The sequence below is a fragment of the Thermosynechococcus sp. OHK43 genome (genome assembly GCF_014466085.1).
In the GTDB taxonomy this organism is placed as follows: domain Bacteria; phylum Cyanobacteriota; class Cyanobacteriia; order Thermosynechococcales; family Thermosynechococcaceae; genus Thermosynechococcus.
Window position 1 is genome coordinate 1 of record NZ_JACOMP010000129.1, and the last position, 8,517, is coordinate 8,517.

The 8,517-nt window shown below is 52.9% G+C and carries 14 protein-coding genes and 1 pseudogene; 12 read left to right on the top strand and 3 right to left on the bottom strand.

Annotation, left to right across the window (positions count from 1 at the left end; all coding sequences use genetic code 11):
* The 5 genes from H8Q75_RS05200 to H8Q75_RS05220 all read left to right on the top strand — a co-directional run.
* Positions 1–989 (top strand): competence/damage-inducible protein A (locus tag H8Q75_RS05200; protein WP_297040863.1); only part of this gene is annotated, 989 nt, incomplete at its 5' end.
* Positions 986–1,414 carry a hypothetical protein gene (locus H8Q75_RS05205; protein WP_024125146.1) on the top strand — a complete coding sequence of 143 codons (429 nt, stop codon included), beginning with the start codon at positions 986–988 and terminating at the stop codon, positions 1,412–1,414. The genes H8Q75_RS05200 and H8Q75_RS05205, both read left to right, overlap by 4 nt.
* Before the next feature lie 13 nt (positions 1,415–1,427).
* On the top strand, positions 1,428–2,390 hold the full coding sequence (locus tag H8Q75_RS05210; RefSeq protein ID WP_024125147.1) for a glycosyltransferase family 9 protein: 963 nt from the start codon (positions 1,428–1,430) through the stop codon (positions 2,388–2,390).
* Positions 2,383–2,973, top strand: coding sequence for an HAD family hydrolase (locus tag H8Q75_RS05215; protein ID WP_024125148.1), 591 nt, complete (start codon positions 2,383–2,385; stop codon positions 2,971–2,973). Before H8Q75_RS05210 ends, H8Q75_RS05215 begins: the two co-directional genes overlap by 8 nt.
* 2 nt (positions 2,974–2,975) lie before the next feature.
* Positions 2,976–3,476, top strand: coding sequence for a hypothetical protein (locus tag H8Q75_RS05220; protein WP_297040864.1), 501 nt, complete (start codon positions 2,976–2,978; stop codon positions 3,474–3,476).
* Here H8Q75_RS05220 and H8Q75_RS05225 read toward each other — a convergent pair.
* On the bottom strand, positions 3,465–4,160 hold the full coding sequence (locus H8Q75_RS05225) for a Crp/Fnr family transcriptional regulator (protein ID WP_024125149.1): 696 nt from the start codon (positions 4,158–4,160) through the stop codon (positions 3,465–3,467). The genes H8Q75_RS05220 and H8Q75_RS05225 overlap by 12 nt on opposite strands.
* A 428-nt stretch (positions 4,161–4,588) precedes the next feature.
* Between H8Q75_RS05225 and H8Q75_RS05230 the strand changes: the two are divergent.
* From H8Q75_RS05230 to H8Q75_RS05240, 4 genes and pseudogenes are all read left to right on the top strand, one after another.
* A pseudogene (locus H8Q75_RS05230) lies at positions 4,589–4,747 on the top strand (DUF2997 domain-containing protein); the annotation flags it as partial.
* Positions 4,735–4,815, top strand: a complete 81-nt coding sequence (locus tag H8Q75_RS11955; RefSeq protein WP_225871802.1) for a hypothetical protein — start codon at positions 4,735–4,737, stop codon at positions 4,813–4,815. The pseudogene H8Q75_RS05230 and the gene H8Q75_RS11955, both read left to right, overlap by 13 nt.
* A 3-nt stretch (positions 4,816–4,818) precedes the next feature.
* Positions 4,819–5,205, top strand: a complete 387-nt coding sequence (locus tag H8Q75_RS05235; RefSeq protein ID WP_024125151.1) for a DUF1257 domain-containing protein — start codon at positions 4,819–4,821, stop codon at positions 5,203–5,205.
* Between the two features lie 24 nt (positions 5,206–5,229).
* Entirely contained in the window at positions 5,230–5,640 is a 411-nt protein-coding gene (locus H8Q75_RS05240) for a ferredoxin (protein ID WP_024125152.1), read from the top strand.
* On the opposite strand, the gene H8Q75_RS05245 is transcribed toward H8Q75_RS05240, so the two are convergent.
* Positions 5,633–6,058 (bottom strand): NfeD family protein, encoded by a 426-nt coding sequence (locus tag H8Q75_RS05245; protein ID WP_024125153.1) that lies wholly within the window; start codon positions 6,056–6,058, stop codon positions 5,633–5,635. The two genes, H8Q75_RS05240 and H8Q75_RS05245, sit on opposite strands and share 8 nt — an antisense overlap.
* 231 nt (positions 6,059–6,289) lie before the next feature.
* Here H8Q75_RS05245 and H8Q75_RS05250 point away from each other — a divergent pair, with 231 nt between their 5' ends.
* Genes H8Q75_RS05250 through H8Q75_RS05260 form a run of 3 tightly spaced genes read left to right on the top strand, consistent with a single transcriptional unit; the run spans position 6,290 to position 8,007 of the window.
* Entirely contained in the window at positions 6,290–6,466 is a 177-nt protein-coding gene (locus H8Q75_RS05250; protein WP_024125154.1) for a hypothetical protein, read from the top strand.
* 40 nt (positions 6,467–6,506) lie between these two features.
* The gene (locus tag H8Q75_RS05255) at positions 6,507–7,271 is read left to right on the top strand and encodes an EI24 domain-containing protein (protein WP_297040865.1); all 765 of its coding nucleotides are present in this window, start codon (positions 6,507–6,509) and stop codon (positions 7,269–7,271) included.
* Positions 7,252–8,007 carry a DUF429 domain-containing protein gene (locus H8Q75_RS05260; RefSeq protein WP_297040866.1) on the top strand — a complete coding sequence of 252 codons (756 nt, stop codon included), beginning with the start codon at positions 7,252–7,254 and terminating at the stop codon, positions 8,005–8,007. The genes H8Q75_RS05255 and H8Q75_RS05260 overlap by 20 nt, the downstream gene beginning before the upstream one ends.
* Here the strand turns inward: H8Q75_RS05260 and H8Q75_RS05265 are convergent.
* Positions 8,004–8,303 carry a DUF6825 family protein gene (locus H8Q75_RS05265; RefSeq protein ID WP_024125157.1) on the bottom strand — a complete coding sequence of 100 codons (300 nt, stop codon included), beginning with the start codon at positions 8,301–8,303 and terminating at the stop codon, positions 8,004–8,006. The two genes, H8Q75_RS05260 and H8Q75_RS05265, sit on opposite strands and share 4 nt — an antisense overlap.
* Between the last annotated feature and the right edge of the window lie 214 nt (positions 8,304–8,517).

Consider the following 8,517-nt stretch of genomic DNA (forward strand, 5'->3'; position numbering starts at 1 on the left):
CCCTAGAAGAACGTCCCGAAATTCTTGCTGATTTAGAGCGCAAATATGCCCAGCGGGGCGGCTTTAGTCCCAGTAACCGCAAGCAGGCTCTCCTGCCTGTGGGGGCGCAGATTCTCCCCAACCCCTTGGGGACTGCCCCCGGCATGATCTGGCAGCCGCGCACTGGCTTAACGATTCTCACCTTTCCCGGTGTCCCCGCTGAAATGAAGCAGATGTGGCACGAAACCGCCGTGCCCTTTTTGCGCTCCCAAGGCTGGGGCAAGGAAGTAATTTACAGCCGTGTACTGCGTTTCTGGGGCATTCCAGAATCCGTGCTTGCAGAAAAAGTGGCTGCCCAAATTGCCCGCGAGCATCCCACTGTGGCTCCCTATGCGAGCAATGGTGAAGCCCGTCTGCGCATTACCGCACGTGCCAAGGACGAAGCGGCAGCTCAGCAACTGATTCAGCCCGTCGAAGCCGAGATTCGCCAAATTGTGGGTTTAGACTGCTATGGTGCCGATGAGGATACCCTTGCCGGTGTGGTGGGGCGGCTGCTGCAGGAACGACACCAAACAGTGGCGGTGGCAGAGTCCTGCACAGGGGGTGGTCTGGGGGAGATGTTGACGCGCTTGCCAGGGAGTTCTCTCCATTTCAAAGGGGGCGTCATTGCCTATGCCAACGAAGTTAAGGTGAACTTATTGGGAGTGAATCCTCAGGATCTAGAGCAAGAGGGCGCCGTGAGTGCGGTGGTGGCCACCCAGATGGCGCTAGGCGTCAAGACGCGCTTGGCCAGTGATTGGGGTGTCAGTATTACCGGCATTGCTGGTCCGGGGGGAGCGACGCTCACTAAACCCGTGGGACTGGTCTATATTGGTGTCGCACTGCCCAATGGTGAGGTCATGACCCGGGAATTTCGCATTAGCGGTCAACGGGGACGGGATTGGATACGCTATCTGAGCACTATGAATGCCCTAGATCTCCTGCGGCGACAGTTGTTGGTGAATCCATGAGTCACGGTCTGCTCTGGTTACCCCTATTGGCGGTTTTTATTGTGCTGGCAGGGTTGGGTTGGGTCGAGTACCGCAAGCTGGAACACTATCGCCAGTGGGCACAGCAATTTGAAGCCAGTAAGTACGATATTGCTGCTGTTGTTGGTCAGCAGGGCGATCGCCTGACGTGGGGAGAACCAACCCCCAAGGGCATTGTTAATCTGCAAACCTGTCACTTATCAACAGTTCAAAGAGTTTGGGTCGAGTGTAGGGGCCAGGAGATTGAGACAGATACCAGCCCTGCCAAGGGCACCATTCATCTAGTGCTGCAAACCAACACAGGAGAGCACTGTCGCATTCCGTTCACAGAGCTGCCCCTTGCCTTCGCATGGCGCGATCGCCTGCAACCAAAACTTGCAGGTAAAATTGAGGGCGAGTTTGCATAAGTTCTAAACCCCTATGAAACGTATCGTGGCGTTGGTGCCCGGCGGCATTGGTGATCAAATCTTATTTTTTCCCACCCTTGATGATCTCAAAGCCCATTTTCCAGAGGCGCAGTTGGATGTGGTGGTTGAACCCCGGGCCGTGGCTGCCTACCAATTGAGTGGCAGTGTTCACCAAGTGATTCCCTTTAACTTCAAAGACCGCAATGCCCTGGCGGATTGGGCCAACCTGATTGGTACACTGCGGGAGGGAGAGTACGATGCAATTCTCTCCTTAGGGCGGAGTAAAGCGGTGCGCTTCCTGCTGTGGCTGACGGGGATTCCCAAGCGAGTCGGCTTTGCCAAACTCAATCCCTTGGGATTCCTCACCGATGCCATCCCTGTCAACCTTGAGCAGTACAGTGCCGCCACCTACCACGATTTACTCAAAGCCTTTGGGATCACTACCCCCTGTCCCTTGCCCAAGGCAGTGATTACCGCTGCAGATAGGCAGTGGGCAACCGCGGAGCAACAACGCCTAGGCCTTTCCGGTGGGTATCGTCTCTTGCACGGCGGCTCTAGTCAAATGGCCCTCAGCAAGGGGATTAACAAAATTTACCCCCCCACCCGTTGGGTTGAGGTCATCCAGACACTGGCACAGGAGGAGCCACATCTTCCTTTTATTGTGGTTTGTGGGCCTGAGGATCAAGGATGGGTGAGGGCACTGACGCAGGCGCTACCCAACATTAAAATTAGCTATCCTCCAGACTTGCGCAAACTGGCGGCTCTCATGCAACAGGCACAACAGATTCTCTGTACAGACAGTGGCCCGATGCACCTTGGGGTGGCAGTGGGTACCCCCCTTGTGGCGCTTTTTGGCCCTACGGATCCCGCCAAACTCCTGCCGGCGGATCCCCGTTTTCGTGCCGTCAAGTCCACCACAGGCAACATGGCCGATATTCCCGTTTCAGCAGTGATTGAGGCGGCTTGCCATGGCTAGACCGGCGGTCTTTCTTGATCGGGATGGCGTGCTGAACCAGGAGGTGGGCTACATTCATCACCTCGAGGACTTGCAGTTAATTCCGGGTGTTGCCCAGGCAGTCCGACGGCTCAATGATGCGGGGTGGTTTTGCTGCTTAGCTTCTAATCAGTCAGGTCCGGCGCGGGATTATTACAGCATCGATCACGTCCATGCTCTGCACCACAGACTTCAGGAGTTGCTAGCCGCCAGTGCCGGTGCGGTGTTGGATGCGGTTTATTTCTGCCCTGATCTCAGCCGTCCCGAAGGGGGAGTGGTTGCCGACTATGCGGGCTGGACAACCTGGCGCAAACCGAACACGGGAATGCTGGTGGCAGCGGCTTGGGATCATGACTTAGATCTCAGCCGCAGTGTGATGGTAGGCGACAAGGCCACTGATATTGATCTGGCGCGGAATGCTGGCTGCTATGGCATTTTAGTACAAACCGGCTTTGGCGATCGCGTCCTTGAGGGCAGTTATCAGCACGCCAGTCAACCCGATTACATTGCAGAGGACTTAGCCGCTGCCGTAGAGTGGATTTGTACTCACCTTGCCCCCCGTTAGGGATGACTTCATCGCCGGAGTATACCAAATTTCCCCTTGCCCTACTGTTGCTGGTGGTTCTGGGCTACGTACTTGTGGGCTGGTATTTGTCTGCCTATCCTTGGATGTGGTCGGCCTATGCTTCTTTTTTTGCAGCTATTCTAACAGTGTTTCTCGTGGGTGGCACCTCTAGCCTCTTGCGATCGCGCCAGAGCAACCCTAGAAATATCTTTAGTAGCTTAATGATGCGCGTGGGCACCCCCAGTCTCTTTACAGTGCTGGTGCTGAGTACCGCTGTGACCCTTGCCATTATTGCCTTTCGGGTCTTTAGTGTGATTGCCATCCTCATTGGCACCGAAATTCTCGTGCGGATTGAAATGAAAGCCGCCGGCTACAAGAACTGGCAAATTATGCTAGTGGTCATTCAAATGGCGATTTTAGGGGTGTTCATTGGCCGGAGTATTGGGCACTACATACCATCCTCTCCAGAGCAATCATTATCGTTTCTCATCCTAAAGGAGTAAGTTTTCTAGAGCACGCAAATTAGTAATGCACAAGCAGTCTTGAGTGCGGCGAATAATCCCCTTACGCTCCAGTTTCCCCAGCACCCGTGTCACCGTTTCTCGCGCCATGCCACTCAGACTACTTAATTCACGGTGGGGTAGATTGGGAATTTCTAAGCCATCGGTTCCCTGTCGCCCTTGACCATCTGCCAAAAACAGCAGAATATCCGCCACCCGTGACATACTATCGGCTTCCCGCAGCCGCAGCCGCCGATTCACTTGCCGTAGCCGTCGTGCCATTAACTTGGCGAGGCGTATTCCTGCTTGGGGTTCAGTATTGACGAGATTGACAAAATCCGCCGCGGGCATGTTGGCCACAACCGTCGGTGTTAGGGTAATCACATCCGTTGAGCGGGGCACTTCCTCTAGGGGTGCCATTTCGCCAAAGAGTTCTCCAGGGCCAAGGATATTCAGGGTGATTTCTTTGCCATCCATGTTGTAGGTGCGAATTTTGACCCAGCCACTGAGAATAAAGTAAACCGATGTGCCCCAGTCATTCTCCAGCAGGATCACTCGGTTGGCAGGATGCTGACGTGTCACCACATGGGCTAGGGCTTTCTCTACCACCGCCTGCGGTAAATCCCGAAAAAAGGGCGTATTTTGCAACGATAATTCAGGTGCAGGAGAACTACGCCGTTGTTGCATAGAGGTCAAGGCCGAAAGAACGAGGGCAGAGGTTCAGCAGATAGGTGGTCAGATATGGCTCGAAATGAACACCTGTAATCTTAGCACTGCTATCTATAATCACAGTAAATGTATCTGTAACGTTAGAAAACGCGACCGTGGTCCAATAGTGACGACTGTTGATCTGAACTGTTAGGACATGCTGCCCCTCCCTGCCCTCTCAGTCACATGTACATATCTGTTATTAATCCCTGAAGCAGAGAAAGCTCTATAGATTGCCCTATTATCTGTTTTACTCAGGGTCTTAGGGAAACGACTGCGGAGTGTAAAGTTTATTAAAGACCTTGACTCCTTTGGTTAGCCTTCGTCACAATGAGTTTCATAGGTTGGGATTTGAATTTTATCCTCGTAAGCGGTTTGTCATAACTGCGAGTGAGTCGGTTGTGCCAATGCTAGAAACCCTTGAATTTGTTATTTATCCCGATGGCCGCGTCGTTGAAACGGTGACGGGAATTGCTGGGGCATCCTGTGCTGAGGTGACTGCTGCCATTGAAGCACAACTCGGATGTGTCATTAGCCAACAGCCCACCGCAGAATACTATGCTTCCCAAGAGGAAGAAAATCAATTGGTTGTTCAATCTGTCCCCTCCCAGTGGTAATCGTTGAGGATTGGTGATCCATGTCGCACTTCAGCCAAATCAAAACCCAAATTCGGAGTTTACCTGCTTTACAAGCTGCCCTAACGGACTTGGGCTTACCGTGGCAATCTGGCTCTCAAGAAGTGCGCGGGTTTCGCGGTCAAACCCAAACCGCTCAAGTGGTTGTTCCCCAAGAGAATGGCTATGACATTGGCTTTCGCTGGAATGGCACTGAGTACGAGCTAGTGGCGGATTTGGAGTTTTGGCAGCAGGCATGGTCAGTGGATCGCTTTTTGAATAAAGTTACCCAACGCTATGCCTACCATGCGGTGCTGCAATCTGCAACGGAACAGGGCTTTCAAGTGCAGGCCACAGAACAGCAGGCCGATGGTAGTGTCAAGGTCGTGCTGCAACGCTGGCGTTCCTAGCCTCTCACGCAAATGGATCGGCAGATGGGTCAGCCCCTTGGTTTAGAACCAGAGCTTGGTGGTCAACTGCGCCAAAGTGAATCTCGCAGTGGCTATGAACCTGAACTAGGGGGAGCCCATCGCCAACGCGGTGTCTATGTCGATGAAATTACCTGTATTGGCTGCAAACACTGTGCCCATGTGGCGCGAAATACATTTTATATCGAGCCTAACTACGGGCGATCGCGGGTGGTGCGCCAAGATGGTGACCCCCTTGAACTGATTCAAGAAGCCATTGATACTTGTCCCGTCGATTGCATCCATTGGGTAGATTACACGGAATTAAAACGGCTGGAAAAAGAGCGCCTCGACCAGGTAGTTCCCCTTGCCGGTTTTCCCATTGATCCAGCCACTACACACCGCAAGAAACGGCGATCGCCCCCTAGGGCTAAATAGCATCTTCAGGCATCACAATGAGCGTTGTTCCCTGACGGCCAATGACAATCACCCGCTGATGTTCGGGAATGACCAAGTGGGGATCGTCACAGCGAGCCTGCCAAGAAATCCCTTCGTACAGTACTCGCCCCGTTTCGCCAGCGGGAATTCTCGTGATTGTTTTGGCCTCGGCGGCTTCCTTGAGCACTGGCGGAACTCGCTTCGGTTGATAGCGCCGCAACAGAAAGACCACAACAATGGAGAGCACCATCCAAAGGAGAATTTGTACTGAAAAGCTGGGAATTAGGAACGAGAGAAATGCAACAATAAGAGCACTGAGGCCGATGGTGGCTTCCATAAAAGCCGTCGGCAAAACAAGCTCCATCACAAAAAGGATGATGGCAAGAATTAACCAAATCAAAAAGGGAGACAGGGGCATTGCTCTTATCACCCAAGATGGCTACTTCAACAATAGCTTAAACTTCCCTGATCCAGTGGGCGGATTTAACTAGTTTGAATACTTCAATGCTCGTCAAAAGATCAATGCTGGTCAAAAGAGCTCTACTGGAACTTACAAGGGTGACCCTGCGTCAGGGGAGCTAGCGCTCAAGGGAGACTCCTCCAATTCTGTACAATGATGAATTTGATGAATTTAATGAGGCAAACAACAATGACGGATCTATTTATCCCCCTGCTGGTGGGACTCTTCACCCTTGGACTGTTGACGAGTTGGCTATGGCGACCGACAGCAACGCCGATTTCCCGTGCTGAACAGGCCAATACCCCTAATTTTGTTGCCGATGCCCCACCGCCGGATGATGAAGGTACACCGCCCCGCCGTGGATAGGCGAGGATTTCCCTAGAAGATTCTAGAACTGGCTAATGGAGTGATCAAGCAGCTTTGGTCAGCAGCACAGCAGTTTCAGGCGGGTTTCTTTGCCTTTGGCCGTGGTCTTTTTTTTATAGCCCGTTATCATCTTTGGGGCTATGTGCTGTTACCTGCCTTCTTGAGCCTCCTTCTGGGGGTAACGCTCATCATTGCTGCTTTCTGGGCTGTTCAAGTCGTTGGCAATTATTGGTTTGTTGCTGAGGAATGGCAGTGGCTCTACCAAGGGTTCATTGATATTTTGGCAACCCTCCTTGCTGTCTTTTTAGCCCTGATTGGCTATCAAACACTGATTCCCCTTGTGGTGATTCCTTTCCTTGGCCCCCTGCTTAACCGTGTTGAAAAAATTACCACGGGACAAACAATCGAGGTGGGGTGGCAGCGTGATTTATGGAATGCCGTTGTCGGTAGCTGGTTTGCCCTGCGGGATGCGGTGGTGCAGGTGATTTTTCTGCTGCTTTCATTTTTAACGGGACCACTGCAACCTGTCGTGATGGCGATCGTCAATAGTTTCTTTCTAGGGCGCGGCAGTTTTGATTACCTCCTTGAAAAACACAGCACTTCTTTAAGGGAGCGCAAACTTTTGACCCGTGCCTATAGGCCACAGATCTATGGCCTTGGTTTGGCGCAGTTTTTGGGGCTGTTGATCCCCTTAGTTGGTTTGGTACTGGTACCGGCAGTGGGGGTGGTGGCTGCTGCTTTGCTCATTCAAGATCATCCACCGCAACAACAGTTGATGGCAGCGAATGCGGTTTCTCGGCGTTGATCTGGCTTGGCAAGGAGGGGCATCAGGGTACTGCTGTTTGCAGTGGCAGGGGCAAGATTTGGCGGTGGTTGCCCTCGATCGCGCCTGTGATACGCAGGAACTCTTGGCATGGATTGATCGGGATGCACCCTCTGGGCAAGCAGCAATGGTGGCGGTGGATGCGCCCCTAATTATTCCCAATCCCAGGGGTATGCGCTCCTGCGATCGCCAGTCCCATCAAGTCCTTGGGCGCTACCATGCTGGCTGTTATCCTGCGAATCAGCAGTCCCCCTTTGCAAGCCACACCACGGGTTTCAGTGAAGCCCTCAGCCAACGGGGCTTTCACCATGCCCCTACCATCGGGCCGCAGCAATCGGGACGGTTTCAAATTGAAGTCTTCCCCCATGCTACGGCGATCGCCCTCTTTGAGCTTGATCAAATCATCAAGTACAAAAAAGGCCGCCTTGCAGAGCGACGCAGGGGGTTAGCTCGTCTTCGAGAGTTAATGACAAGCCGCCTTTGCCACTGTGAGCCGTCCCTAAGGTTGCAGTTCCCGGAAGCACTGCCCACCAGTGGGCGCGATCTCAAAGGGCTGGAAGATCAACTGGATGCGATTCTCTGTGCCTATACAGCAGCCTATTGGTGGTACTGGGGGAGCGATCGCCACTGGGTGTTCGGCACCGAGTCATTTTCACCAGCACCAGCAACCACCGAGGCCTACCTCACAACAGGATATATCGTTGTTCCCCGTCGCTAACTTTCACGATTGCGGTAGCGCTGCAGTTCCGTGCGTAGGGCCGCAATTTCAGCGCGCAAATCATCAATCAGAGCTTGCCAATCCACCCGTTGGCTCCCCCGCGGCACCACCATTTCGGCTTCTTGGCGGGCACGAGTCTGTACCTCTTCCATGAATTCATGGAGCCGCTGCCGCTGCTCGGCATCAAATCGCCCCACTTGACTTAGGAATTCGACAAACAAATGCTGCGCCTGATCACGCAGGAGCGTTGCGGTCGCTCGACCAAGGAAAAAGGCCTCCAGCGGCGATTGACTCATAGGAGTGTCGTTCCTCATAGGTTGCGTCTCTCAATCCCTGAGTGTAACAAAGTTTTACAGTCAACAGGCCTTGCCTTGTCCCCATTCCCCAGCTTTTTCCTATAGAAGAGATAAGAAACTCTTTGACATTTTACTAGCCAAGTTATCCCCAGAAAAGCATAGAATTACTTCAATTAAATCTCCTCTTATCATAGCTATAAGCAAGGTACAAGGA

What these genes read in the sequence shown, in the direction of transcription:
- H8Q75_RS05205 (WP_024125146.1), top strand. Translation starts at nt 986, where the DNA reads ATGAGTCACGGTCTGCTCTGGTTACCCCTATTGGCGGTTTTTATTGTG.
- H8Q75_RS05210 (WP_024125147.1), top strand. Translation starts at nt 1,428, where the DNA reads ATGAAACGTATCGTGGCGTTGGTGCCCGGCGGCATTGGTGATCAAATC.
- H8Q75_RS05215 (WP_024125148.1), top strand. Translation starts at nt 2,383, where the DNA reads ATGGCTAGACCGGCGGTCTTTCTTGATCGGGATGGCGTGCTGAACCAG.
- H8Q75_RS05220 (WP_297040864.1), top strand. Translation starts at nt 2,976, where the DNA reads ATGACTTCATCGCCGGAGTATACCAAATTTCCCCTTGCCCTACTGTTG.
- H8Q75_RS05225 (WP_024125149.1), bottom strand. Translation starts at nt 4,160, where the DNA reads ATGCAACAACGGCGTAGTTCTCCTGCACCTGAATTATCGTTGCAAAAT.
- H8Q75_RS05235 (WP_024125151.1), top strand. Translation starts at nt 4,819, where the DNA reads ATGTCGCACTTCAGCCAAATCAAAACCCAAATTCGGAGTTTACCTGCT.
- H8Q75_RS05240 (WP_024125152.1), top strand. Translation starts at nt 5,230, where the DNA reads ATGGGTCAGCCCCTTGGTTTAGAACCAGAGCTTGGTGGTCAACTGCGC.
- H8Q75_RS05245 (WP_024125153.1), bottom strand. Translation starts at nt 6,058, where the DNA reads ATGCCCCTGTCTCCCTTTTTGATTTGGTTAATTCTTGCCATCATCCTT.
- H8Q75_RS05250 (WP_024125154.1), top strand. Translation starts at nt 6,290, where the DNA reads ATGACGGATCTATTTATCCCCCTGCTGGTGGGACTCTTCACCCTTGGA.
- H8Q75_RS05260 (WP_297040866.1), top strand. Translation starts at nt 7,252, where the DNA reads ATGCGGTTTCTCGGCGTTGATCTGGCTTGGCAAGGAGGGGCATCAGGG.
- H8Q75_RS05265 (WP_024125157.1), bottom strand. Translation starts at nt 8,303, where the DNA reads ATGAGTCAATCGCCGCTGGAGGCCTTTTTCCTTGGTCGAGCGACCGCA.